General features: G+C 55.0%; 23 protein-coding genes, 2 pseudogenes and 1 other annotated feature. Of the genes and pseudogenes, 13 read left to right on the forward strand and 12 right to left on the reverse strand.

Features of this window, described 5'->3' with window-relative positions; translation table 11 throughout:
- Positions 1-109 precede the first annotated feature (109 nt).
- Positions 110-502 (forward strand): annotated as a pseudogene (locus ACSZO1_RS06090) (serine protease); the annotation flags it as partial.
- A 48-nt stretch (positions 503-550) separates the two neighbouring features.
- Here ACSZO1_RS06090 and ACSZO1_RS06095 read toward each other — a convergent pair.
- Both ACSZO1_RS06095 and rnm read right to left on the reverse strand, forming a co-directional pair.
- On the reverse strand, positions 551-1,171 hold the full coding sequence (locus ACSZO1_RS06095) for an L-threonylcarbamoyladenylate synthase (RefSeq protein WP_437610546.1): 621 nt from the start codon (positions 1,169-1,171) through the stop codon (positions 551-553).
- Between the two features lie 33 nt (positions 1,172-1,204).
- A complete protein-coding gene (rnm, locus tag ACSZO1_RS06100; RefSeq protein WP_437610548.1) occupies positions 1,205-2,077 on the reverse strand; it encodes an RNase RNM in 873 nt (290 codons plus the stop codon).
- Between the two features lie 157 nt (positions 2,078-2,234).
- Positions 2,235-2,327 (forward strand) — a sequence feature (Trp leader region).
- Positions 2,328-2,357: 30 nt separating this feature from the next.
- Here rnm and ACSZO1_RS06105 point away from each other — a divergent pair.
- The 5 genes and pseudogenes from ACSZO1_RS06105 (at position 2,358) to trpA (ending at position 8,916) form a co-directional block, all read left to right on the forward strand.
- Positions 2,358-3,920 (forward strand): anthranilate synthase component 1, encoded by a 1,563-nt coding sequence (locus tag ACSZO1_RS06105; RefSeq protein ID WP_437610549.1) that lies wholly within the window; start codon positions 2,358-2,360, stop codon positions 3,918-3,920.
- A pseudogene (gene trpD / locus ACSZO1_RS06110) lies at positions 3,920-5,513 on the forward strand (bifunctional anthranilate synthase glutamate amidotransferase component TrpG/anthranilate phosphoribosyltransferase TrpD). The gene ACSZO1_RS06105 and the pseudogene trpD overlap by 1 nt, the downstream one beginning before the upstream one ends.
- Before the next feature lie 2 nt (positions 5,514-5,515).
- Positions 5,516-6,877, forward strand: a complete 1,362-nt coding sequence (gene trpCF, locus ACSZO1_RS06115) for a bifunctional indole-3-glycerol-phosphate synthase TrpC/phosphoribosylanthranilate isomerase TrpF (RefSeq protein WP_437610551.1) — start codon at positions 5,516-5,518, stop codon at positions 6,875-6,877.
- 45 nt (positions 6,878-6,922) lie between these two features.
- The gene (gene trpB, locus ACSZO1_RS06120; protein ID WP_437610553.1) at positions 6,923-8,113 is read left to right on the forward strand and encodes a tryptophan synthase subunit beta; all 1,191 of its coding nucleotides are present in this window, start codon (positions 6,923-6,925) and stop codon (positions 8,111-8,113) included.
- Positions 8,113-8,916, forward strand: a complete 804-nt coding sequence (trpA, locus tag ACSZO1_RS06125; RefSeq protein WP_437610555.1) for a tryptophan synthase subunit alpha — start codon at positions 8,113-8,115, stop codon at positions 8,914-8,916. Before trpB ends, trpA begins: the two co-directional genes overlap by 1 nt.
- A 190-nt stretch (positions 8,917-9,106) precedes the next feature.
- Here trpA and ompW read toward each other — a convergent pair whose 3' ends face one another.
- Positions 9,107-9,739: an outer membrane protein OmpW gene (ompW, locus tag ACSZO1_RS06130; protein WP_437610557.1), complete on the reverse strand. Its 633-nt coding sequence runs from the start codon at positions 9,737-9,739 to the stop codon at positions 9,107-9,109.
- Positions 9,740-10,025: 286 nt separating this feature from the next.
- On the opposite strand from ompW, the gene ACSZO1_RS06135 reads away from it, so the two are divergent.
- The 4 genes from ACSZO1_RS06135 (at position 10,026) to yciA (ending at position 12,298) form a co-directional block, all read left to right on the forward strand.
- Positions 10,026-10,445 carry a YkgJ family cysteine cluster protein gene (locus tag ACSZO1_RS06135; RefSeq protein WP_437610558.1) on the forward strand — a complete coding sequence of 140 codons (420 nt, stop codon included), beginning with the start codon at positions 10,026-10,028 and terminating at the stop codon, positions 10,443-10,445.
- Between the two features lie 25 nt (positions 10,446-10,470).
- Positions 10,471-11,208 (forward strand): YciC family protein, encoded by a 738-nt coding sequence (locus tag ACSZO1_RS06140; protein ID WP_437610560.1) that lies wholly within the window; start codon positions 10,471-10,473, stop codon positions 11,206-11,208.
- Between the two features lie 55 nt (positions 11,209-11,263).
- Positions 11,264-11,800, forward strand: a complete 537-nt coding sequence (locus tag ACSZO1_RS06145; RefSeq protein ID WP_437610562.1) for a septation protein A — start codon at positions 11,264-11,266, stop codon at positions 11,798-11,800.
- A 69-nt stretch (positions 11,801-11,869) separates the two neighbouring features.
- Entirely contained in the window at positions 11,870-12,298 is a 429-nt protein-coding gene (gene yciA / locus ACSZO1_RS06150) for an acyl-CoA thioester hydrolase YciA (protein WP_437610564.1), read from the forward strand.
- A gap of 142 nt (positions 12,299-12,440) precedes the next feature.
- On the opposite strand, the gene tonB is transcribed toward yciA, so the two are convergent.
- Positions 12,441-13,151 carry a TonB system transport protein TonB gene (gene tonB / locus ACSZO1_RS06155; RefSeq protein WP_437610566.1) on the reverse strand — a complete coding sequence of 237 codons (711 nt, stop codon included), beginning with the start codon at positions 13,149-13,151 and terminating at the stop codon, positions 12,441-12,443.
- A gap of 306 nt (positions 13,152-13,457) precedes the next feature.
- On the opposite strand from tonB, the gene ACSZO1_RS06160 reads away from it, so the two are divergent.
- Complete coding sequence (locus ACSZO1_RS06160) at positions 13,458-13,754, forward strand: YciI family protein (protein WP_437610567.1); 297 nt, start codon at positions 13,458-13,460, stop codon at positions 13,752-13,754.
- 40 nt (positions 13,755-13,794) lie between these two features.
- Here the strand turns inward: ACSZO1_RS06160 and ACSZO1_RS06165 are convergent, their stop codons facing one another.
- Complete coding sequence (locus ACSZO1_RS06165) at positions 13,795-13,968, reverse strand: YciY family protein (protein WP_437610569.1); 174 nt, start codon at positions 13,966-13,968, stop codon at positions 13,795-13,797.
- Positions 13,969-14,113: 145 nt separating this feature from the next.
- On the opposite strand from ACSZO1_RS06165, the gene cls reads away from it, so the two are divergent.
- Positions 14,114-15,574, forward strand: coding sequence for a cardiolipin synthase (cls, locus tag ACSZO1_RS06170; RefSeq protein ID WP_437610571.1), 1,461 nt, complete (start codon positions 14,114-14,116; stop codon positions 15,572-15,574).
- Between the two features lie 45 nt (positions 15,575-15,619).
- Positions 15,620-15,943 carry an HI1450 family dsDNA-mimic protein gene (locus tag ACSZO1_RS06175; protein ID WP_437610573.1) on the forward strand — a complete coding sequence of 108 codons (324 nt, stop codon included), beginning with the start codon at positions 15,620-15,622 and terminating at the stop codon, positions 15,941-15,943.
- A 78-nt stretch (positions 15,944-16,021) separates the two neighbouring features.
- Here the strand turns inward: ACSZO1_RS06175 and oppF are convergent, their stop codons facing one another.
- The 7 genes from oppF to ACSZO1_RS06210 all read right to left on the reverse strand — a co-directional run bounded on the left by oppF (position 16,022) and on the right by ACSZO1_RS06210 (position 24,956).
- Positions 16,022-17,023 carry a murein tripeptide/oligopeptide ABC transporter ATP binding protein OppF gene (gene oppF, locus ACSZO1_RS06180; RefSeq protein WP_437610575.1) on the reverse strand — a complete coding sequence of 334 codons (1,002 nt, stop codon included), beginning with the start codon at positions 17,021-17,023 and terminating at the stop codon, positions 16,022-16,024.
- Complete coding sequence (locus ACSZO1_RS06185; RefSeq protein WP_437610577.1) at positions 17,020-18,036, reverse strand: ABC transporter ATP-binding protein; 1,017 nt, start codon at positions 18,034-18,036, stop codon at positions 17,020-17,022. The genes oppF and ACSZO1_RS06185 overlap by 4 nt, the downstream gene beginning before the upstream one ends.
- 10 nt (positions 18,037-18,046) lie before the next feature.
- A complete protein-coding gene (gene oppC / locus ACSZO1_RS06190; RefSeq protein ID WP_437610579.1) occupies positions 18,047-18,955 on the reverse strand; it encodes an oligopeptide ABC transporter permease OppC in 909 nt (302 codons plus the stop codon).
- 14 nt (positions 18,956-18,969) lie between these two features.
- Positions 18,970-19,890 (reverse strand): oligopeptide ABC transporter permease OppB, encoded by a 921-nt coding sequence (gene oppB, locus ACSZO1_RS06195; protein ID WP_437610581.1) that lies wholly within the window; start codon positions 19,888-19,890, stop codon positions 18,970-18,972.
- A gap of 180 nt (positions 19,891-20,070) precedes the next feature.
- The gene (oppA, locus tag ACSZO1_RS06200) at positions 20,071-21,699 is read right to left on the reverse strand and encodes an oligopeptide ABC transporter substrate-binding protein OppA (RefSeq protein WP_437610583.1); all 1,629 of its coding nucleotides are present in this window, start codon (positions 21,697-21,699) and stop codon (positions 20,071-20,073) included.
- Between the two features lie 182 nt (positions 21,700-21,881).
- Positions 21,882-23,516 carry an ABC transporter substrate-binding protein gene (locus ACSZO1_RS06205; protein ID WP_437610585.1) on the reverse strand — a complete coding sequence of 545 codons (1,635 nt, stop codon included), beginning with the start codon at positions 23,514-23,516 and terminating at the stop codon, positions 21,882-21,884.
- A gap of 792 nt (positions 23,517-24,308) precedes the next feature.
- On the reverse strand, positions 24,309-24,956 hold the full coding sequence (locus ACSZO1_RS06210; RefSeq protein ID WP_437610587.1) for a YchE family NAAT transporter: 648 nt from the start codon (positions 24,954-24,956) through the stop codon (positions 24,309-24,311).
- Between the last annotated feature and the right edge of the window lie 327 nt (positions 24,957-25,283).

Raw genomic sequence — 25,283 nt, forward strand, 5'->3', positions numbered from 1 at the left:
GCAGGATAGCTTATCGGTAGCTAACCGTCCCTCCATCCACATGACCAAGCGTTGCACTTATTATCTGAATTCGCGACCAAGCGTTGCACTTATTATCTGAATTCGCGACCATCCTTATTGCGACTTAGCGATTATTTATCATAAAAATGATATCAAATCGCTGCCGAAATTCCGCAGTGGCAATATCGGCGATCCAATAAAAATGTACGGATATAGCTTTATCTCTGCCATGCCTGTCGAATCCTCAGGTATTAATTTAGCCCGGACCGGAATCCGCAATGAGTGGAATAAACGCCCATGCGTCGCTATGGCGTCAAATGCCGGTGTGGTGCAGGGAATGTCTGGCGGTGCGGTATATAATAACGATGACACCATCGGTGGTGTGATTGTCGGATATACCTCAGAGATAAAAAACAGACGTAATAAAAACGTGCTGAAGGATGTGTCGCTGTATATTCCTTACGCCGATTTTAAAGACTGGCTGGCGAAAACCACCTCGTAAGGATACGCATCTTGCATGGGCCGCGACATCACGCGGCCCGCGTTGCGATTACTGAAATGGCGTCAGATCGCCTGCGCCTGCGCGCACCACTTCCGGGGTATCTTCGGTGAGATCAATCACCGTGGTCGGCTGCTGCCCTAAATAACCGCCGTGGATAATCAAATCCACCTGACGGCCAATGCTGTCCTGAATTTCTTCCGGGTCAGACTCGGTAAAATCATTCCCCGGCAGCATCAGTGACGTCGACATCAATGGCTCATCCAGCGCTTCCAGCAGCGCCAGTGCAATCGGATTCGATGGCACACGCAGACCAATGGTCTTGCGCTTCTCACTCATCAGACGACGTGGCACCTCTTTAGTCGCCTTCAGAATAAAGGTGTAGTTGCCTGGCGTATTATTTTTGATCAGGCGAAACGCGCTGTTATCCACATGAGCATAAGTGGACAGCTCAGACAGATCGCGGCACATCAGTGTGAAATTGTGGTTGCCATCCAGCTGACGGATGCGGCAAATACGCTCCATGGCGTTTTTGTCTTCCAGTTTGCAACCCAGCGCATAGCCGGAATCGGTCGGATAAACAATTACCGAGCCTTTATTCAGCATCTCCACGGCCTGTTTAATCAGACGGGGTTGCGGATTTTCCGGATGAATATAAAAAAATTGACTCATAACAAACCTCTTGTCGCCCTGTCGCCGGGACCGTTACTGCGCAATATCGGGATAACGCTGCCAGATGGCGTCAACGCCGCCCGGCAGCCAGAGTTTTTTACCCAACTCAATCCACGGCAGGGGCTGATGAAAATCGGAGCCTTGCGATGCGGCCAGCTGATAATCGCGGGCGTACTGTGCAAGCTGGCTGCGCTCCTGAGGGGCCTGCTGACACTGCGCCACCTCCATCGCTTCCCCGCCGCATTCCGCAAACCAGGCAATCAGCCGTTTCAGCCACTTGGCGGACAAATCATAACGCCCGGGATGCGCCAGCACCGCACGACCACCAGAATGATGAATCGCATCAATAGCTTGTTCTATTGTACACCACTGCGGCGGCGCATAACCGGTTTTACCGCGCGCAAGATAGTTTTTAAAAATCTGCTGCATCGTGGCGCCCTTGCCCTGCTCAATTAAATAGCGGGCAAAATGACCACGGGTGACCGCGCCCCCTGCTGCCAGACGCAATGCCCCTTCCAGCGCGCCACTGATATGCGCTTTTTCCAGCCGTTCTGCCATCAGCTGCGCCCGCGCCATGCGCCGGTAACTCTGCTCCTGCAGCAACGTGGTCAGCACCGGATGGTGAATATCAATGCCCAGTCCGACGATATGAATTTCATGGTTCTCCCACAGCGTGGAGATCTCCACCCCACTGATCAACTGCAGCGGCAGCTGGTGCCGGGCAATCGCCTGCCGCGCAGGTTCGATGCCGTCCACCGAATCGTGATCGGTAATCGCCAGCACACCAACCCGCATTGTAACAGCGCGCTGCACCAGTTGTTCCGGTGTCAGCAGGCCATCCGAGGCGCGCGTATGGCTGTGGAGGTCGCATAAAGGAAAGTTGCTGAGGGGCGTGGCGTCAGTCAAAAGGGCTCCGGAAGCAGAATTCAGTCAGGGCGGTATCATAGCGACAATTATGCGATGGAGGGAAAAAGAGTGTTGACATTTTTCTCATGAACCCGTTAACTAGTACACAAGTTCACGCAAGGGGTATCAGAAAATGATGGCTTTACAGACAAATCTGCATGGTTGGTGGCGCGCTTCTCCCTGAACAGGGCGACGTCATCGTGCATATTTTTTAGCCGATACCCAGCCCGCCATGTGCGGGCTTTTTTTGAGCGAAATTCAGCAAATCAGAGAAATCATTATGCCAATCGCGAAACCAGCACTGAAGTTGATTACCGGCGCCGCGCCCTACCGCGAAGACCCGGCCGCCGTGTTTCACCAGCTTTGTGGTGCACGTCCGGCCACCCTGCTGCTTGAATCCGCCGACATTGACAGCAAACAAAACCTGAAAAGCCTGCTGATCGTCGACAGTGCACTGCGCATTACCGCCCAGGGAAAAACCGTGACCATTCAGGCGCTGTCAGATAATGGCCGTGCGCTGCTGCCACTGCTGGACGAGGCGCTGCCCGCCAGCGTCACCCGTCAGGTACGTCCCGATGGCCGGGAGTTAACCTTCCCGGAGCCGGAAGCACAGCAGGATGAAGACAGCCGTCTGCAGTCGCTGTCGGTATTCGATGCGCTGCGTCTGCTGCCCACGCTGGTACAGACACCGGACGACGAGCGTGAAGCGATGCTGCTCGGCGGGCTGTTTGCCTACGACCTGGTGGCCGGTTTCGAAGCGCTGCCTGAACTGAACAATGAGCAGCGTTGCCCCGATTACTGCTTCTACCTGGCGGAAACCCTGCTGGTGATCGACCACCAGAGCCACAGCGCGCGTCTGCAGGCCAGCCTGTTTGCCCCATCGACCGCCGAATTCCAGCGTCTGCAGAGCCGTATCAAACAGCTGCATACCCAGATGCTGGACCCGGCGCCTGCGCTGCCGGTGCAGCAGGTGCCGGAGATGACACTGAGCTGCAATCAGAGTGATGAAGAATATTGCCACATTGTGCGCCAGATGCAGGAAGCGATTCGTATCGGTGAAATCTTCCAGGTGGTGCCGTCACGTCGTTTCTCACTGCCCTGCCCGTCGCCGCTGGCCGCTTATGACACACTGAAAACCAGCAATCCAAGCCCGTATATGTTCTTTATGCAGGACCAGAATTTCACCCTGTTTGGCGCTTCACCGGAAAGCTCACTGAAATATGACGCCAGCGACCGCCAGATCGAAATCTACCCGATTGCCGGTACACGTCCGCGTGGCCGCCACGCCGATGGTTCGCTGGATCGCGATCTCGACAGCCGTATCGAACTGGAAATGCGTACCGACCATAAAGAGCTGGCCGAACATCTGATGCTGGTCGACCTGGCGCGTAATGACCTGGCGCGTATCTGCGAAGCAGGCAGCCGCTATGTCGCCGACCTGACAAAAGTCGACCGCTACTCCTTCGTGATGCACCTGGTATCGCGCGTGGTCGGCAAACTGCGCGGCGACCTTGATGTACTGCACGCCTATCATGCCTGCATGAATATGGGCACCCTGAGCGGCGCGCCAAAAGTCCGCGCTATGCAGCTGATTGCCGGTGCGGAAGGCACCCGCCGTGGCAGCTATGGCGGCGCCGTCGGTTACTTCACCGCGCATGGCGATCTGGATACCTGCATCGTGATCCGCTCAGCGTACGTCGAAGATGGCGTGGCGACGGTACAGGCAGGCGCAGGCGTGGTACTGGACTCTAATCCTCAGGCTGAAGCGGATGAAAGCCGTAACAAAGCGCGCGCCGTGCTGCGCGCCATCGCGACCGCTCACCACTGCAAGGAGATTTTCTGATGGCCGATATCCTGCTGCTCGACAATATCGACTCCTTTACTTACAACCTCGTCGACCAGTTACGCGCCTTTGGCCATAACGTGGTGATTTACCGCAACACCGTACCGGCGGATACCCTGATTGAACGTCTGCACAGCATGAAAAACCCGGTGCTGATGCTGTCACCAGGCCCGGGCGCACCGTCTGAAGCGGGCTGCATGCCGGAACTGCTGCAGCGCCTGCGCGGTGAACTGCCGATTATTGGCATCTGCCTCGGCCATCAGGCGATTATCGAAGCCTATGGCGGCCATGTCGGTCAGGCAGGGGAAATCCTGCACGGTAAAGCCTCGGCCATCAGCCACGACGGCGAGGCGATGTTTGCCGGTCTGCCTGACCTGCTGCCGGTGGCCCGCTACCACTCGCTGGTAGGCAGCAATACGCCGGCTGAATTAACGATTAACGCCAGTTATAACGGCATGGTGATGGCGGTACGCCACGACGCCCATCGCGTCTGCGGTTTCCAGTTCCATCCCGAATCCATTCTTACCACCCAGGGCGCACGTCTGCTGGAACAGACCCTCGCCTGGGCGCTGGCGGAATCATCAGGAGAATAAGATGCAAAACATTCTGGAAAAACTGTATCAGGCGGAAATTCTCAGCCAGCAGGAAAGCCACCAGCTGTTTTCGGCCATTATTACCGGTCAGCTGGAACCGACTCAGCTGGCGGCAGCGCTGACCGCAATGAAAGTGCGCGGCGAACGCCCGGAAGAGATTGCCGGTGCCGCCAGTGCGCTGCTGGAAGATGCAAAACCCTTCCCACGCCCGGATTATCTGTTTGCCGATATTGTCGGCACCGGCGGTGATGGCAGCAACAGCATTAATATTTCCACCACCAGCGCGTTTGTCGCCGCCAGTTGCGGCCTGAAAGTCGCTAAACACGGCAACCGCAGCGTATCCAGCAAGTCCGGTTCATCCGATCTGCTGGCAGCGTTAGGCATCAAACTGGATTTACCGGCTGAGCAGGCGCGCGAAGCACTGGACGACCTTAATGTCTGCTTCCTGTTTGCCCCGCAGTATCACAGCGGTTTTCGCCATGCGATGCCGGTACGTCAGCAGCTGAAAACCCGCACCCTGTTTAATGTGCTGGGTCCACTGATTAACCCGGCGCGTCCGCCGCTGGCCGTGATTGGCGTCTACAGCCCGGAACTGGTGCTGCCGATTGCCCAGACGCTGAAAGTGCTCGGCTACCAGCGTGCAGCAGTGGTGCACGGCGGCGGTATGGATGAAGTGGCGCTGCACAGCGTCACCCAAGTCGCCGAGCTGCGTGATGGCGAAATCACCAGCTATCCGCTGACGCCGGAAGATTTTGGCTTCGGTTTCCAGCCGAAAGAGGCGCTGGCCGGCGGCACACCGGAAGAAAACCGTGACATTCTGACGCGATTGCTCCAGGGTAAGGGCGAGCGCGCCCACGAAGAGGCGGTGGCGGTGAACGTCGCGATGCTGATGAAAGTATTTGGACAGGAAGATTTACGCGAAAATGCGCAGCGCGCGTTGCAGGCGATCCGTAGCGGTCAGGCCAGGGAACGTGTGGTCGCACTGGCAGCGAGAGGATGATCATGCAGGAAACCGTACTTCACAAAATTGTTCAGGATAAAGCGGTATGGGTGGAGGCACGCAAAGCGCAGCAGCCGCTGGCCAGCTTTCAGAACGACATCGTGCCCGCCAGTCGCAGTTTTTATGATGCGCTGAGCGGTACTCATACGGTGTTTATCCTCGAATGTAAAAAGGCATCCCCCTCGAAAGGGGTGATCCGCGAGGACTTCGATCCGGCGGCCATTGCCGGGGTGTATACCCGCTATGCGTCAGCGGTGTCGGTGTTAACCGACGAGAAATATTTCCACGGCAGCTTCGATTTTCTGCCGCTGGTCAGCGCCGCGATTACCCAGCCGGTGCTGTGCAAAGACTTTATCATTGACCCGTACCAGATTTACCTCGCCCGCTACTATCAAGGCGATGCCATTCTGCTGATGCTGTCGGTGCTGGATGATGAGCAGTATCGTCAGCTGGCAGCGGTGGCGCACAGCCTGAATATGGGCGTGCTGACGGAAGTGAGCAACGAGGAAGAGCTGGAACGCGCCATTGCGCTGGAAGCACGCGTGGTTGGCATCAACAACCGCGATCTGCGCGATCTGTCGATTGACCTCAACCGCACGCGTCAGCTGGCGCCACGTCTCGGTCAGGGTGTCACCGTGATCAGCGAGTCAGGTATCAACAACTACGCTCAGGTGCGTGAACTCAGCCACTTTGCCAATGGCTTTTTAATTGGCTCAGCACTGATGGCGGAAGACGATTTAAATGCTGCCGTGCGTCGTGTGCTGCTGGGTGATAACAAAGTGTGCGGCCTGACGCGTCCTGAGGATGCCGCCGCCGCGCATCGCGCTGGTGCCAGCTATGGCGGGCTGATCTTCGCCGCCGGTTCTCCGCGCCAGATTGAGCTGCAGCAGGCACGTGAAGTGATGGCAGCCGCCCCCTTAAAATATGTTGGCGTGTTCCGTAACGCGCCTGTCAGTGACGTTGTCACAATAGCGCAAAGCCTTGCCCTGCATGCGGTGCAGCTGCATGGTGATGAGGATCAGGCGTATGTCGATACCCTGCGTGCACAGTTGTCTGACAGCGTAAAAATCTGGAAAGCACTGAGTGTGCAGGACGCCTTACCGGCGCGCGACTGGCAGCATGTTGACCGTTATCTGTTCGATAACGGCCAGGGCGGCACCGGCCAGCGTTTTGACTGGTCACTGCTGCAGGGCCAGCAACTGGACAATGTGCTGCTGGCTGGCGGATTGGGCGCGGATAACTGCGTCGCCGCCGCCCAGCTGGGTTGTGCCGGTCTCGACTTTAATTCCGGCGTGGAAAGCGCGCCCGGCGTAAAAGACAGCGATAAACTCGCTGCCGTATTCCGTACATTACGCGCCTATTAATTGCGGAGCGGCCGTGCCGCTCCCCGATAACAGAAGAGAGAAAACATGACGTTACTGAATCCCTATTTTGGCGAATTTGGCGGAATGTATGTCCCGCAAATTCTGATGCCAGCCCTGCGCCAGCTGGAAGAGGCCTTTGTCAGCGCGCAGCGCGATCCTGAATTTCAGGCACAGTTTACTGACCTGCTGAAAAACTATGCCGGTCGCCCGACCGCACTCACCCTGTGTGAAAACCTGACCAAAGGCAGCAAAACGCGTCTGTATCTGAAACGCGAAGACCTGCTGCACGGCGGTGCGCACAAGACCAACCAGGTGCTGGGCCAGGCGCTGCTGGCAAAACGCATGGGTAAAACTGAGATTATCGCCGAGACCGGAGCCGGTCAGCATGGTGTTGCCTCTGCCCTCGCCAGCGCCCTGCTGGGACTGAAATGCCGCATCTATATGGGCGCGAAAGATATTGAACGTCAGTCGCCGAACGTCTTCCGTATGCGTCTGATGGGTGCGGAAGTAATCCCGGTGCACAGCGGTTCTTCCACGCTGAAAGATGCCTGCAACGAGGCGCTGCGTGACTGGTCTGGCAGCTACGAAAATTCCCACTATATGCTCGGCACCGCGGCAGGTCCGCACCCTTACCCGACCATCGTGCGTGAATTCCAGCGCATGATTGGCGAAGAGACCAAAGCGCAGATCCTTGAGCGCGAAGGCCGTCTGCCGGATGCGGTGCTGGCCTGTGTGGGCGGCGGTTCCAATGCCATTGGCATGTTCGCTGATTTTATTGATGACGCCAGTGTCGGTCTGATTGGCGTCGAACCTGCCGGGCACGGTATTGAAACCGGCGAGCACGGCGCACCGCTGAAACATGGCCGTGTCGGCATCTATTTCGGTATGAAAGCGCCGATGATGCAGACCGAAGACGGACAGATTGAAGAATCTTACTCGATTTCCGCCGGTCTCGACTTCCCGTCTGTTGGCCCGCAGCATGCATATCTCAACAGCATCGGCCGCGCCGACTATGTGTCGATTACGGATGAAGAAGCGCTGGATGCGTTTAAAACCCTGTGCCGTGCTGAAGGGATTATTCCGGCGCTGGAATCCTCTCACGCGCTGGCGCATGCCCTGAAGATGATCCGCGAGAACCCGGACAAAGAGCAGCTGCTGGTGGTGAATCTCTCCGGTCGCGGCGACAAAGATATTTTCACCGTCCATGACATTCTGAAAGCGAAGGGAGAAATCTGATGGAACGTTATCAGCAACTGTTTAAACGTCTGGACGCCGCGAAAGAAGGTGCATTTGTCCCCTTTGTTACCCTTGGCGACCCGTCGCCGGAAGTGTCACTGCAGATTATTGACACCCTGGTCGCGGCGGGCGCAGATGCGCTGGAGCTGGGTATCCCCTTCTCCGATCCACTGGCCGATGGCCCGACCATCCAGGGTGCCAACCTGCGCGCCTTTGCCGCTGGCGTCACGCCGGCGCAATGTTTTGAAATGCTGGCGACCATTCGCCAGAAGTACTCCGAGTTACCCATTGGCCTGCTGATGTACGCCAACCTGGTGTTTTCCGGCGGTATCGACAACTTTTATGCCCGCTGCGCGCAGGTCGGTGTTGATTCGGTACTGGTCGCGGATGTTCCGATTGAAGAGTCCGCCCCCTTCCGTCAGGCCGCATTGCGCCACAATATCGCCCCCATCTTTATCTGCCCGCCGAATGCCGATGATGACCTGCTGCGCGAAATTGCCTCGCATGGCCGTGGCTACACCTATCTGCTGTCACGCGCGGGTGTCACCGGGGCAGAGAAACGCGCCAGCCTGCCACTGAAGCATCTGGTGGACAAACTGCGCGAATATAACGCCGCACCACCGCTGCAGGGTTTTGGTATTTCAGAACCTTCGCAGGTGAAAGAAGCGATCGCCTCCGGTGCCGCAGGGGCGATTTCCGGCTCTGCCATTGTTAAAATTATTGAGAAGCATCAGGCGAATCCACAGGCGCTGCTGGCGGAACTGCACGCCTTTGCCAGTTCGCTGAAAGCGGCCAGCCGTTAATCGTCCTCTTATGCCTTATCTGCCCTGGCGGATAAGGCATGATCACGACAGTACAATGTGTCACCAGAGGACGTGGGAAACGGATACTATGCGGGTGATTAACGAAGGGTGCCGGTAAAAGAAGATCGGGGCTAAAAATGGCGAGATCGCCACTCCTTCACCCCGTATTGCTTAAGCGTGTGCGGTAAGCTTAGAAACGGTAACCGACGCCAAAGAAGAATACCCATGGATCGATGCGGGTTTTAATGTTTTGCTCTTCACCAGCCGCTTTGAATTTCACTTCGGTATCGATATCCATGTACCAGACAGACATGTTAATCAGCCAGTCCTGATCCACCTGATAGTCCAGACCCACCTGACCAGCCAGACCCCAGGAATCTTTCACACTCAGATCGCTCAGACCCGCATCTTCGCCAGTCTGATTGAATTTCTCACCAAAGAAAGTGGTGTAGTTGATACCAGCCCCCACATAAGGACGCGCCTTGCTGTTGCTGTCAAGGAAGTACCATTGTGCCATCAGCGTCGGTGGCAGCTGTTTGACTTTTGCCAGATTGCCGGTCGCTGCAAGGCCAACTTTGTGCTGGAACGGGGTCGCTGCCAGCAGTTCAATACCGATATTATCGGTCGCCATATAAGTGAACGTCAGGCCCAGCTGGGTATTGTTATCCACGCTGAAAGAACCCAGCCCCATCACATCCTGCGAACCTTCGGTTGGACGCACGGTTGCCGTACCCGCGCGCAGAAAGAAATCACCTGCATGATGCGCGCTTGCCACTACCGGTAATGCTGCCGCCAGAGCCAGAACGACTGTTGCCAACTTCATATGCCACTCCTGTTGTTATGTTATACCGATTTGCCCACTGCTTTTCTGGCAATCCTGCCTTCGCTGTTGCGTGACACATTTTTACATCGATTTTTTGCAAAGATCATGTGAATCAATTCTTTTAAACTCCTTAAAAAACAATGGATTGATTTAGATCAATTTCGCAAAATATTGCATTTAAGATGCAGGTTATAATCACCATTGAACAACCACCAGTGAGGGGATATGTTGCTACTCTGATATGGGTGATTTTGGTTCGACGCCCCGACAAAGGTGGGAAGATCAAATGAGCGATAATCTGAATCCATGCGTGAGCTGCGGCGCCTGCTGCGCTGCGTTTCGCGTCTCGTTTTACTGGGCGGAGGCCGATGATGGCGCTGGCTGCGTCCCCAGTGAACTCACCGAGCCGCTGACTCCCTTTCTGCGCGCGATGTCCGGCACCAACTGCAGGTCACCACGCTGCTGTGCATTGCAGGGCGAGGTGGGTCAGGAGGTATCCTGCACGATTTATACGCAACGCTCGTCGACCTGCCGCGAGTTTCATCTGTCCGGTGAAAATGGCGAACAGAATACGGCCTGTGACCGCGCCCGGGCGCGCTATGGCCTGCCGCCGCTTTTTCAGCCAACTCAGGGGTTAATAACGGAAAGTTATGTAAGTCTGAGTGCCAGCACGCTGTCAGACCATGTACAATCGCCGGGTCTATAAACCCGGTTTTACCCAAGGAGAGTACATGTCTATCACGGCGGGTTCGCTATACCGTGACACGGGAAATTTTTTGCGCCACCAGCTGATGACCATCGTCCTGATGGCGCTGCTGACCTCATTTATCACGGTGATGGTTGGCCACGCGTTAACACCGAATGTCGATCAGTTGTCGATTCTCGGTGAAGGTGACAGCGGCAACGCCACTACGCTGCTGGAAATGGTGCAAAGCATGACACCTGAACAGCAGGCGGTGTTACTGCGTGCCTCCGCAGCCGGTACGCTGGCATCGCTGGCAGGCAATGTATTGCTGCTGGGCGGCATGCTGTGCCTGATCCCAATGGTTTCTGCGGGTCAGCGTGTGAGTGCACTGCGTGCGATTGGTGCATCCGCCCCACTGCTGCCGCGTCTGCTATTGATGACGTTCCTGATTACACTGGTGGTGCAGCTGGGCTTTATGGTGCTGGTGCTGCCGGGGGTGATGCTGGCCATCCTGCTGGCGCTGGCACCGATGATTATGGTGACGGACAAAACCGGTGTGATAGCGGCAATGCGCGCCAGTTTCCGTCTGGTATGGGGTCATATTCGTCTGGTCGCCCCTGCGGTGCTGTTGTGGCTGCTGGCAAAAATTGTACTGATGCTGTTTGCCACCTCGTTTACCGTGCTGCCCGCTAACGTCGCATCCGTGGTGTTTAACGCCATCAGCAATCTGGTTTCAGCCATATTGATTATCTATTTGTCACGGTTATATATGCTGTTACGTTAAGCATGCCGGCATGTCAGCGCGGCATGCCGCAACCGTCAGTGATTTGGAAACTTTTATGAAGCAGTTACTCGATTTTCTTCCGCTGGTTGTGTTTTTTGTCTTCTACAAGATGTACGACATTTTTGTCGCGTCTGGCGCGCTGATTGTGGCGACCGGCCTGGCGCTGGTGGTGAGCTGGGTGCTGTATCGCAAACTGGAGAAGATGACGATTGTCACCTTTGTGCTGGTCGCGGTCTTCGGTACGCTGACGCTGGTGTTCCACAACGATGAGTTCATCAAGTGGAAAGTCACGGTGATTTACTCACTGTTTGCGCTCGCCCTGCTGTTCAGCCAGTTCTGGATGAAACAGCCGCTGATTCAGAGCATGCTGGGTAAAGAGTTACAGCTGCCGGATTACGCCTGGCGCAAACTGAATGTCGCCTGGGCGCTGTTTTTCCTTGCCTGTGGTCTGGCAAATATTTACGTCGCATTTTGGCTGTCGCAGGAATTCTGGGTTAATTTTAAAGTATTCGGCCTTACCGGTCTGACATTGCTGTTTACCTTATTCAGTGGCGTCTATATTTATCGCCTGATGCCGCAGGAACAAAAATAATTCCCTGATACCCGGCGATAAGCCGGGTATTTTTTGGCCTCAGGCCGCATTTTTATAAGAAGCGAAGCAATGAGCGAAAAACAACCCTCTCCGCATGGCGAAGTGGTGCTGCGTACCCTGGCGATGCCTGCAGATACCAATGCCAATGGCGATATCTTTGGTGGCTGGCTGATGTCACAAATGGATATCGGCGGCGCTATTCTGGCGAAAGAGATTGCCGAAGGCCGCGTGGTCACCGTACGCGTTGACGGCATGACGTTCCTCAAGCCGGTCGCGGTCGGTGATGTGGTGTGCTGCTATGCACGCTGCATACGCACGGGCGGCAGCTCCATGACCATTAATATCGAAGTCTGGGTGAAGAAAGTCTCATCTGAGCCGATTGGTCAGCGTTATCGTGCAACCGAGGCAGTATTTATTTATGTGGCGGTGGATGAAGAAGGGAAACCCCGTCAGCTGCCGGAAGGGAAAAGAAACTGCAGTGGGGACTGCACGGCGTAAAGATTAACAGCAGGCAGTCACGGTGCCTTTCCCCGCCAGCGGGGAAGACGGGGATGGTGGCGCTGATAGCTCAGTATCGCTGTCATCAGCACCGCCTCCCTGTCCCTCCCTCATTCTATGGGGGAGGGAATAAGATCGAGGCTTACTCGATGCTGGCGCCGCCATCAATACGGAAGACAATGTTCATAATCATATCATTGCCCGGTTTTCCGCTCTCATAACGCCATTTTTTCATCGCCTGCTTCACTTCACGTTCAAACATATTGCGTGGTTCAGCAGAGAGAATACGCACGTTATCGACTTGTCCGCTACTGTCGACATCAAACTGCACCCGCACCTTCCCTTCCACACGCAGGGCAAAAGCACGCGCCGGATAGGCTGGCTTGCCGATATTCAGTGCTCGCGGGCCGGTGGAGATGGCTTTTGACGGCGCTTCCGAGGTCTTTGGCGCGGTAGACGGTTTCGGTAGCACTTTTGGTGCGTCCTGTTCTACCGGCGCAGCCTGCTGTTTAGGTTTCGCTTCCTGCTTCGGCTTCACCACCTCTTTTTTAACCGGCTTCGGTTTTGGCTTCGGTTCCGGTTTCGGGATCGGCACAGGCTCCACTTTCGGAGGCTCCGGCGCGGGTTCAGGTTCTGGCTCGGGTTCAGCAACCGGTTCCGGTGCAGGCGCGGGCTCAGGCTGAATCTCTGGAGCAACCATGGTGACACTGATCGGTTGCGACGCTTTTGGCAGATCGATGGCCTGGTGAAAAGAGGCATAAAGCAAACCGGCAATCACCGACCCATGCAGCACCACAGAGAGCAAAAAGGGCAACGGTGAAGGTTTGGGAAAATTAGTCGTTAGCGTCGTCATAAGTATTAAGCGATTTTAATGAAGCAATAATATTAAATGCAAATAGCAATCAGTTTCAACAACTCAGCCAGTTAAATCCGCATTCTGTTGCACGAACACTCATCACAGCCGGTCATTCAGCCCCTCATTCTGCGCGGCCATCACCGGAAATAATGCAGCAATACAGGCTGCTGAGCGATGCTCAGGCCACAAAGCAGGTGACCCGGGCAGAAAACCCGGCCGCGTTTTCCTGAGATAACTTTACAATGCGCCGCCGGATGACTTAACGTGGTGCCAGCTACTACTCACCAGACAGGAGTTCTGATCGTGCTGTATGTTATTTACGCGGAAGATAATGCTGATTCACTGGAAAAACGCCTTTCTGTGCGCCCTGCCCACCTGGCGCGTCTGCAAATTTTGCAGGACGAAGGTCGTCTGATTGTCGCCGGGCCGATGCCGGCAGTCGACAGTAACGATCCCGGTGCAGCAGGTTTTACCGGCTCCACCGTGATTGCTGAGTTTCCGTCACTGGAAGCCGCACAGAGCTGGGCGAATGATGACCCGTATGTCGCCGCTGGCGTGTACCAGAAAGTGGCGGTGAAGCCGTTTAAACGCGTCTTTTAAACGTCGTCTCCGGCGGGCCAGCCACGATGCTGGCCTGCTGTCAGTAAGACTGTGAAATAAACAGAATTGAGCGCCGCTGCTGCTGGCTCACCTGATGACGGAAGGAGTGCATACGACCATAACGACGAGACTGCCCTTCCAGCCAGCGTGCCCGACGTCGCTGAGTCTGTCGCATCATCCGCCAACGCGCTACTTCGTTTCTGCTTCGTTTCATCTTGTCCTCATCAGGCTGATTACTTCATGCGGCCGGATTATACCCTTCAGCTCTAAAAATGACAGTAGTGTGAACAGGGGGTTTCGTCGTTCGCCATCTGCACGTACACTGCCAGAACCATGAGCGTGAACAGGACTTCCACTTAATGAGCACTTTTTACACCTTAATCAGCTGGTTGCTGGTCTTTGGTTACTGGTTGCTGATCGCCAGTGTGACACTCCGGATCCTGATGAAACGCCGCCCGGTGCCGTCGGCGATGGCCTGGCTGCTGATTATTTTTATCCTGCCGCTGGTGGGCATTATTGCCTATCTGTCATTTGGTGAGCTGCATCTGGGAAAGCGGCGTGCCGAACGGGCACGCACCATGTGGCCCTCCACTGCCCGCTGGCTGAGTGAACTGAAAACACATCAGCCGATTTTCGCCACTGAAAACAGCGATGTCGCGCGGTCATTATTCCAGCTGTGTGAGAAGCGCCAGGGGATCGCTGGCGTGAAAGGTAACCGGCTGCAGCTGCTGACCAGCGCCGAAGACACCATGAAAGCGCTGATCCGCGATATCCAGCTGGCGCACCATAACATCGAGATGGTGTTCTATATCTGGCAGCCCGGCGGCATGGCGGATGAAGTGGCGGAATCGCTGATGGCCGCGTCACGCCGCGGCGTGCACTGCCGTCTGATGCTCGACTCCGCAGGCAGCGTCGCCTTCTTCCGCAGTCCGTGGGCGGCAATGATGCGCAACGCCGGCATTGACGTGGTGGAAGCGCTCAAAGTTAACCTGCTGCGCGTGTTTCTGCGCCGTATGGATCTGCGTCAGCACCGCAAAGTGGTGCTGATCGATAACTATATTTCCTATACCGGCAGTATGAACCTGGTCGATCCGCGTTACTTCAAACAGGATGCAGGCGTGGGTCAGTGGGTCGATTTGATGGCGCGGATGGAAGGCCCGGTCGCCACCACGCTGGGTATTATCTACTCGTGTGACTGGGAGATTGAAACCGGCAAACGCATTCTGCCACCGCCGCCGGACAGCAATCTGATGCCGTTCGAACAGGAGAGCGGGCATACCATTCAGGCCATCGCCTCCGGCCCTGGCTTCCCGGAAGATATGATCCATCAGGCATTGCTGACGGCGGTCTACTCTGCACGTTCGCAGCTGATTATGACCACTCCCTACTTTGTGCCGAGCGATGACCTGTTGCATGCTATCTGCACTGCCGCACTGCGCGGCGTGGATGTCAGTCTGATTGTGCCCCATCATAACGATTCGCTGCTGGTGGGCTGGGCCAGTCGCGCCTTCTTTGCCGAGCTGCTGGCTGCCGGGGTGAAAATCTACCAGTTCGAAGGTGGCCTGCTGCATACCAAGAGTGTGCTGGTCGACGGTCAGCTGAGTCTGGTGGGCACCGTGAACCTCGATATGCGCAGTTTATGGCTGAATTTTGAGATCACCCTGGTGATAGATGACGACGGTTTTGGCAGTGATTTAGCCCGTGTACAGGATGATTATATCGCCCGCTCACGCCTCGTTGATGCAAAGCGCTGGGCGCGTCGTGCCTGGTGGCAGCGGATTGTCGAACGACTGTTTTACTTCTTCAGTCCATTGCTGTAAAACGGGCGAAATATTTAGCTGCCCGCAGGGCAAATGGGATCAATCATGGATTTAAATAACCGCCTTACCGAAGATGAAACGCTGGAACAGGCTTACGATATCTTTCTTGAACTGGCAGGCGACAATCTCGATCCGGCAGATATTCTGATTTTCAATCTGGCGTTCGAAGAGCGCGGCGGTGCCGAGCTGTTTGATCCGGGTGAAGACTGGGCTGAACATGTGGATTTTGATCTGAACCCGGACTTCTTTGCCGAAGTGGTGATTGGTTTAGGCGAAGCGGACGGCGAACCGATTACCGATGTATTTGCCCGTGTCCTGCTGTGCCGCGAGAAAGACCATAAGCTGTGCCATATTTTGTGGCGTGAGTAATCAGCTTCAGACGCCAGTTGCTCCCCCACCCTAACCCTCCCCCATTTTATGGGGGAGGGGATCAGAACAGCTCTTCCTTTACAACGGGTCCACCTTCAGACAAGAAACCGCATGGCGGAAACTGCCCTCCAGCAGCGGCCGCGTTTTGGCGCACTCCGGCCCGGCAAGCGGACAACGGGTGCGGAACACACAACCCGATGGCGGGTTAATCGGTGATGGCAGCTCCCCTTCCAGCAGCTGAATGGTTTTATTCTGCTCCAGATCGGGGTCCGGGATCGGCACCGCTGACATCAGTGCGCGGGTGTACGGATGTTGCGGGTCGCCATACACTTCATCATACGTGCCCAGCTCCACCGCATGACCGAGGTACATCACCAGCATGCGGTCGGAAATATGCTTCACCACCGCCAGGTCATGGGCGATAAAGATCAACGACAGCCCCATTTCGCGCTGCAGCTGCTGCAGCAGATTCACCACCTGTGCCTGAATTGACACATCCAGCGCCGACACCGGCTCATCACAGATAATCAGCTTCGGTTCCAGAATCAGCGCACGTGCAATGCCAATACGCTGACACTGACCGCCGGAGAACTCATGGGGATAGCGGTTAATCAGGTTTGGCAGCAGCCCCACCTTCATCATCATCGCTTTCACCTTGTCTCTCACTTCCTGACGCGGCATTTTCGGATGATAAGTGCGTAACGGCTCGGCAATGATCTCGCCAATGGTCATACGCGGATTCAGCGACGCCAGCGGGTCCTGGAAAATCATCTGAATATCACTGCGCGCCTTGCGCCACTCTTCCTGGCTCTGGCCCAGCAGGTCGCGCCCTAACCAGGCGACGCGGCCATCGGTGGCTTTCACCAGACCGATAATCGCACGCGCCAGCGTGGATTTCCCACAGCCGGACTCGCCCACCACGCCAAGGGTCTCCCCTTCATATAAGCGCAGGCTGACACCATCCACCGCTTTCAGGGTTTTTGGCGGCTGCCAGAACCACTGTTTGCCGTCTTTGATATCGAAATGCACTTTCAGATCGGCGATTTCGAGCAATACTTTTTTCTCTGCAACCTGATTCATACCAGCTCCTCCACCGGCTTAAAGCAGGCGCGTAACCGCCCCTGGTCAAAGGCGCGCAGCGGCGGCGCGCTGGCACAAATATCCATCGCATGCGGACAACGCGGCTGGAACGGGCAGCCCTGCGGCAGACGCAGCAGGTTGGGTGGATTGCCAGGAATGGTCAGCAGTGACTCATTCTCGGTAGCATCAAGACGTGGCACCGCATTCAGCAGGCCAATCGAGTACGGATGTGCCGGACGATAAAATACGTCGCGCGCCTGGCCATACTCCATGGTGCGTCCGGCGTACATCACCAGCACCTTATTACAGATGCCTGCCACCACACCCAGGTCGTGAGTAATCATAATGATCGCGGTATTGAATTCGCGTTTCAGCTCATTCAGCAGCGTCATAATCTGCGCCTGTACCGTAACATCGAGCGCAGTTGTCGGTTCATCGGCAATCAGCAGTTTCGGCCGGCACAGCAGCGCCATGGCAATCATCACACGCTGACGCATACCGCCGGAAAACTCATGCGGGTACATTTTCATGCGCTTGCGGGCTTCCGGCATTTTCACCGCATCCAGCATCCGTACGGACTCTTCAAACGCCTGCGCGCTGCTCATGCCTTTATGCAGCTGCAGCACTTCCATCAGTTGCTCACCTACTTTCATGTATGGGTTAAGCGAGGTCATCGGGTCCTGGAAAATCATCGCAATCTGCTCAGCGCGCAGCTTGTTGAGCTGGTTCTCCGGCAGATTGAGGATCTGTTTGCCATTAAACAGCGCCGAACCACCGATACGGCCATTGCTGGCCAGCAGGCCCATCAGCGCAAACGCGGTCTGCGATTTGCCGGAACCGGACTCGCCAACAATCCCCAGCGTTTCACCGGCATTCAGGCTGAAATTCAGATCGTTTACCGCAGTCACATCCCCGTCCGGGGTGGCAAAGGTGACGCGCAGGTCTTTCACTTCCAGCAGCGCCGGGCTTCCCGAAGTGCCTGCCATTGCTGGCTGTTGTTCAATCGTACTCATCGGGAACTCCTTAACGATCTTTCGGGTCGAGGGCATCACGCAGGCCATCGCCAATAAAGTTAAAACAGAACAGCGTAATCACCAGGAAGCCCGCCGGGTACAGCAGCAGCCATGGCGAAACTTCCATGGAGTTGGCGCCGTCGCTGAGCAGTGCGCCCCAGCTGCTTAATGGCTCCTGCGTACCGAGGCCGAGGAAGCTCAGGAAGGATTCAAACAGGATCATGCTTGGCACCAGCAGCGAGGCGTAAACCACCACCACACCCAGCACGTTCGGCACAATATGGCGTACCACGATATTGAGGGTAGACACCCCGCCCACCTGCGCGGCTTCGATAAACTCTTTGCGCTTCAGGCTCAGGGTCTGGCCACGCACAATACGCGCCATATCCAGCCACGACACCATGCCAATCGCGACAAAGATCAACAGGATGTTCTGACCAAAGAAGGTCACCAGCAGAATGACGAAGAACATAAACGGGAAGGAGTTGAGGATCTCCAGCAGACGCATCATTACCGAGTCGGTCTTGCCACCGAGATACCCCGCCAGCGAGCCGTACAGCGTACCGACGATCACCGCCACCAGCGCCGCGGCAATCCCCACCATCAGCGAGATACGGCCGCCAATCGCCACACGCACCAGCAGGTCGCGTCCGGACGAGTCAGTACCGAAATAGTGGCCGGAAGCCATATCCGGCGCACTCGACATCATCGCCCAGTCAGTATCGTCATAGGTAAAGGCAGACAACATCGGGGCAAAAATCACAAACAGCGCGATCAGGAACAGCACAAACAGGCTGGTCAGCGCGGCACGGTTATGAATAAAACGACGGCGGGCGTCCTGCCACAGGCTGCGCCCTTCAACATCCAGTTTTTCACTGAAAGCTTCAACAGCATCGCTATTTTTCTTACTCAACAACATAACGAGCTCCTGAATCAGTAACGGATTTTTGGATCGATTACGGCGTACAGCACATCAACGATCGCGTTAAACAGAATGGTTAAGCCGCCGACCAGAATGGTCAGGCTGAGCACCAGTGAATAGTCACGGTTAAGTGCGCCATTGACAAACAGCTGGCCAATCCCCGGCAGACCGTAAATGGTTTCGATCACCATCGAACCGGTGATAATGCCGACGAAAGCCGGGCCAAGGTAAGAGAGCACCGGCAACAGCGCGGGTTTCAGCGCGTGACGCAGCACGATGCGACGCATCGGCAGGCCTTTCGCCCGCGCAGTGCGGATAAAGTTGGAGTGCAGGACTTCAATCATCGAACCACGGGTGATACGCGCAATACTGGCGATATAAGCCAGCGACAGCGCCACCATCGGCAGGATCATAAATTTCAGCGCCCCGCCATTCCAGCCACCCCCCGGCAGCCATTTCAGCGTAATGGCGAACACCAGCACCAGCAGCGGCGCGACCACGAAACTGGGGATCACCACCCCGGTCATCGCGACCCCCATCACGGCATAGTCCCATTTGGTGTTCTGATTCAGTGCCGCAATCACCCCGGCGCTGACCCCCAGCACCACGGCAAAAATAAACGCTGCCGCGCCCAGTTTCGCCGATACCGGGAATGAGTTCGCTACCAGATCGTTGACGGAATAATCTTTATATTTAAACGACGGGCCAAAATCACCGTGCGCCAGCTGTTTCAGGTAACTGAAATACTGCGTCATGATCGGATCGTTTAAATGGTATTTGGCTTCAATATTCGCCATCACTTCCGGTGCCAGCGTACGTTCACCGGTGAACGGGCTGCCCGGCGCGAGGCGCATCATAAAGAAGGAAATCGTAATCAGGATAAATAACGTCGGAATCGCTTCCAGACAACGACGTAAGATGAACTTTAACATTGCTCTACCTGCAAAGGCTGCTATACCCCAACACTCAGGTGGCGCTGCGTAATATCACGCAGCAGCGGCCTGAATAATCACGGGCATACTTCAAGTATTCATGCAGTGGCCGGTAAAACCGGCCACTGTATTGCTCAGGGCGGCGGCAAATTGCGCTGCCCGGCGCAAACGGCGCGCCAGTTAGTGTTTAATGATGTACAGATTTTTATCGTAAACGTTATCCAGTGGATCTTTACCGGTATAACCGCCGACATAAGGTTTCACCAGACGCGCGTTCACGTAGTAGTACAGCGGAACAATCGCGGAATCCTTATCGAGGATTTTTTCCGCTTCGGCATACAGCGCAGAGCGTTTCGCTTCATCCGGTGCCGCCAGCGTTTCGCCCATCAGCTTGTCGAAGGCCGGGCTCTTGTAATGCGCGGTGTTGTTGCTGCTGTCAGACAGCATGGTGTTCAGGAAGGTGGTCGGTTCGTTGTAATCCGCACACCAGCCCGCACGCGCCACATCGAAAGTGCCCTGATGACGCGTATCGAGGAAGGTTTTCCACTCCTGGTTCTGCAGTTTCACTTCCACACCGAGGTTTTTCTTCCAGATCGATGCCGCGGCGATAGCCAGTTTTTTATGCAGATCGGAGGTGTTGTACAGCAGATCGAAGGTCAGTGGTTTCGCTGCGGTATAGCCTGCTTCCGCCAGCAATTTTTTCGCTTCTTCGTTGCGTTTTTCCTGTGACCAGCCGAACCACTCTGGCTGGGTCAGCTTGATGCCGTCGGTGTATGGCGGGGTGTAGCTGTAAGCCGGCAGATCGCCCTGGTTTTTCACCTTGTTGACGATAATGTCGCGGTCCATACCCAGTTTCAGCGCGGTACGGACACGTGGATCGTTGAATGGCGCTTTCTGGTTGTTAATTTCGTAATAGTAAGTACACAGGTACGGGTCCACATGCACTTCGGTCGGGATCTCTTTCTTCAGTTTCTGGAACAGTTCGATCGGCATATTGTTATAAGTCATGTCGCTGCCACCGCTGCGATAGCGGTTAACGTCGGTCACTTCAGAAGAGATTGGCAGGAAGGTGACTTTGTCCAGTTTGGTATTCGCGTTATCCCAGTAATTGGTATTACGCTCAAGCACGATACGCTCGTTAACCACCCACTCTTTCAGTTTAAACGCGCCGTTACCGACCCAGTTTTCTGGCTGCGTCCACTTCTCACCAAATTTTTCCACCGCAGGTTTGTACACCGGCGACATGGAGGAGTGCACCAGCAGTTTGTAGAAATACGGCACTGGTTCGCTCAGGGTGACTTCGAGAGTATGAGCATCGATCGCTTTCACACCCAGTTCGGTTGGTTTTTTCTTACCGGCGATGATGTCGTCGATATTGGCCAGATGACCATACTGCAGGTAGCTGGCGTAAGGGGATGCGGTATTCGGATCTGCCAGACGCTGCCAGCTGTACACGAAGTCTTCCGCGGTCACCGGCTCACCGTTGGACCATTTGGCATCTTTACGCAGGTGGAAAGTCCACACCTTGCTGTCTTTGCTGTCCCAGCTTTCCGCCACGCCAGGAATAGGATGACCTTCTGCATCACTGGTCACCAGACCTTCCAGCACATCGCGGGCCACGTTTGATTCCGGCACCCCTTCAATCTTGTGCGGGTCCATCGATTGCAGTTCAGCGCCGTTGCCTTTGACCAGCTCCTGTTTGGCGGCCAGTTCAACACCCGCCGGAACAGTGGCTGCAAATGCTGTGTGAGCGCCCAGTGCGGCCATCACCCCAAGGGCGACCAGGCTTTTTTTCGTGATGTTGGTCATACTCTTAATACTCCAGTTATTATCAGTGCTGATGCGCAACGCGCTCAGCGAGTCTCCGTATCGCGGGTAAACCACCGTGGCGAGTGGAACGAATCACGCACCACGGTAGCGTTGAGGCGATCCCAGTCCGGGATCCTGCATTGTTCGCCGCGTCCGCACTGTGTCGCACGGTACGCCGCAAATTAATGTTTAGTGATGTAGTAATATTTTAGGTCAGTCTGGTCCTGGGGATCGTGCCCGGTGTAACCACCGACCCAGGATTTGACCAGCCTCACACTGACGCGGTAGTACACCGGAATAATCGCTGAATCTCTGTCCAGCTGATTTTCCGCGCGTTTATACAGCGCCGCCCGCGCTTCCGTGTCCGGCGCATTCAGTGACTGCGCCATCAATTCATCAAATGCCGCGCTCTGATAAAAGGCGGTATTGGTCGACGAGTCACTGAGCAACATGTTCAGGAAGGTGGACGGCTCGTTATAGTCTGAACACCAGGTGGCGCGCACCACATCGAACTGCCCGTCATGTTTCGTCGTCAGCAGTGTTTTCCACTCCTGGTTTTGCAGCGTGACATCCGCGCCGATATTCTTTTTCCACATCGATGCCGCAGCAATCGCCTGCTTTTTATTTTGATCAGAGGTGTTGTACAGCAACGCAAATTTCAGTGGTTTCTTCGCGCTGTAACCCGATTCCGTCAGCAGCTCGCGCGCTTTGGCATTGCGCTGCTCCTGATCCCAGGTGAACCACTCCGGTGGCGTCAGGCGCGCCCCTGCGGTAAAGGGCGGCGTTAAACCGTAAGCCGGGATCTGCCCCTGCCCCATAATTTTGTCGGCGATAATTTCCCGATCGAGTGACAGCTTCAGCGCAGTACGCACCCGTACATCCGTGAAAGGGGCGCGTTTGTTGTTAATTTCGTAATAGAAGGTGCAGAGATAAGGGCTGATATGCACTTCTGAACCCAGCGTTTTTTGCAGCATCGGGAACAGATCAGGCGGAATGGCGCTGTTGGTCATATCGATTTCACCGCTGCGATAGCGGTTCACATCACTGACTTCCGAGGAAATCGGCAGGAAGGTGCCCTGTTCAATCACCGTCTGGCGGTTATCCCAGTATGCCGGATTACGTTTCAGTACGATTTTTTCATTCACCACCCAGTCACTCAGGGTGTAAGCGCCATTACAAACATAATGTTCCGGCCGGGTCCACTGCTCACCAAAGGTTTCCACGGTGTGGCGATTGACCGGCTTCATGGCAGTGTGCGCCAGCATCGGCAGCAGATAAGGCACCGGCTGACTCAGGGTGATTTGCAGACGGTGATCGTCGAGCGCTTTTACCCCCAGGGTACTGGCAGGCTGCTTGCCGTTGATAATGTCGTCAACATTGGCGATATGCGCATACTGCACATAACTGGCATACGGCGATGCCGTTTTCGGGTCCACCAGACGCTGCCAGCTATAGACAAAATCCTGTGCGGTCACCGGCTCGCCAATACTCCATTTCGCATCGCTGCGCAGCCAGAAGGTCCACACTTTTCCCTGCTGGTTTTCCCTGCGCTCCGCCACGCCTGACACCACCTGCCCGGTATTGTCGGTGGAGACCAGACCTTCGAGTAAATTCTGGATGACATTGCTTTCCGGCACCCCTTCCGTTTTATGCGGGTCGAGCGACGACGGCTCCGTGCCATTATTAATCACAATAAATTGCTGTTCGGCGAGTTGCGCGCCCACAGGCACTGTCGCTGCGCCAGCAGAACCGGTCAGGCAGGAGGAAAGAATAAATAGCGGCGCAAGAGCGGTTTTCGACGCGTTGATTAATTTCATCAAAACTCTATTTATCCTGTATCAGTGGATTTGCATGCGAATAATCTGAAGCTGACAGTATGGCAAGACGTTATTCCCTTCCCCATTACGCGACAGCCGCAGGCCCGCAGGGTATAAGCAAAAATCGTTCTCACTTTGCAGGCAAAGCCAATTTTTTCACTGCGTCGGAAACTACCAGAAGGCGTCAGTCAGTACCAAAGCAAAATAGCGAAAATGTTAACTAATTCTCTTTTATCATGTCCGCCGCAGGAGAGAAAGCGTTATTTCACCACCTGAATTAAGCAATAAACCGCTTACAATCATAGCGTTATACACTATCTCCTTGTTTTTGTTATTGATAAAAATCAGCGAATACGCACAAAATGCAAAAAAAGTGCTCAAATACGAACATTTCAGCATAAAGCTCTGCGCTAACTGCATAATTAACAGTAATTCTCACGAAATCGCATTTTTTAACATCCCGGTGTAATGTTAAAAAAACAACAAATGCGTAACGCCAACTGCAAAGGTTATGCCAGATAAGAAATTTCTCTAATTATCTCCCTTCCATGTTAAGACAAATGAATAATTGCACCATTAAGGTGCAATTATTCAGCCACAAGCACCATAATGGCGCGCAACATGAGTTATAAGCTAAAAATAAGCGCATATTCTGCGCCGGGATTTATTTCAGGGATCACTGACACATGCCGTGTTCAGGATGGGAAGAGACCAGAGTGATGATCCCGCGACGAGGCCGCGGGATGTGCGCCGAAAAGCAGGCGTTGAGGGTGGCAGGAAAGAGAACGCGTGTTAACTCAGCAGCCCCGGGAAGATAGCTTTCATCCCGGTGACGACAAACTCAATACCCAGCGCCATCAGCAGCAAGCCCATAATACGGGTGATGACGTTAATCCCTGTCTGCCCCAGCAGGCGCACCATCACCGGTGCAACGCGGAACAACAGCCAGCAGCAGGCGGCAAACAGGGCAATCGCCAGACTAAACCCCAGCAGGTTCAGCCAGCTATGGTAGCGGCTGCTCCAGACGATGGTGGAACTGATGGCGCCCGGCCCCGCCATCAGCGGCAACGCCAGCGGCACGACAGCAATACTTTCGCGGATCGCCGTTTCTGACTTTTCCTGCTTGTTCTGTTTATCCTCGCCCAGCTTACCGCTGATCATCGACATGGCGATCGAAACCACCAGAATGCCCCCCGCAATACGGAAGGAATCGATGGAGATGCCAAACACACGCAGAATGGCATCACCGAGGAACAGCGACGTCCACAGAATAATCGCCACCGCCAGGTTAGCAGTCAGATTGGTTTTATTACGCTCGGCCACCGCCTGGTAGCTGGTCATACTGATAAACACCGGAATAATGCCGACCGGGTTCACCACCGCGAACAAACCAATAAAAAATTTAATGTAGCCAGACAAATCAAGAATTGCGGGGTTCACACAGCGCTCCAGAACCAGGCCAGTTTCAGGCGCTTAATTTAATTGAAAAGGGTGATGGTTTCCAGCGGATAAATCAGCACAAGTATCTGGAATTTCTTTTATAACCAGTGAAATACACCAGCACTAAAAGCGTGCAAAGCGCCATCTTTCGCCAGGAATAATAGCAGGCATAACTGCCACAATCGCCGCGGGCGTGTCTATGCGTAAGATCAAGTAACACGCTGTGCTGAATGGAGTCAGCTTAGAGGAATATTGACCAGGATCATAAAAACTCCCTCAATGAGGGGGTAAGCTCAGTATCAGAAGGAGCAGGAAAAGTAACCGGGC

It is taken from the genome of Erwinia sp. V71 (assembly GCF_965644245.1).
Lineage (GTDB): Bacteria > Pseudomonadota > Gammaproteobacteria > Enterobacterales > Enterobacteriaceae > Erwinia.